At 63.7% G+C, this 226-nt stretch carries 1 protein-coding gene; it reads right to left on the bottom strand.

Translation table 11 applies throughout. The features are described from left to right. The coding region (locus tag FNJ47_RS49265; RefSeq protein ID WP_163163896.1) for a GDP-mannose 4,6-dehydratase at nt 1-226 on the bottom strand (226 nt) is incomplete at both ends.

The raw sequence follows: 226 nt of genomic DNA, 5'->3' as shown, positions 1-226 counted from the left end.
ATCGCCTCCAGCAGGCGCAGCACGCCGATGGCGTCGGCGTTGGCGGTATACTCCGGGCTCTCGAAACTGACCTGGACGTGGCTCTGGGCGGCGAGGTTATAGATCTCGGTCGGCCGGATCTGCTGCACCAGCCGGATCAGATTGGTCGAATCCGTCATGTCTCCGTAGTGCATCAGGAACGGCACGTTGCCGGCATGCGGGTCCTGGTAGAGATGGTCGACGCGCG

The sequence above is a fragment of the Bradyrhizobium uaiense genome, from assembly GCF_010811875.1.
Taxonomy (GTDB): domain Bacteria; phylum Pseudomonadota; class Alphaproteobacteria; order Rhizobiales; family Xanthobacteraceae; genus Bradyrhizobium; species Bradyrhizobium uaiense.
The sequence above is the reverse complement of the archived record's forward strand: the minus strand, read 5'-3'. Positions and strand labels throughout refer to the sequence as shown.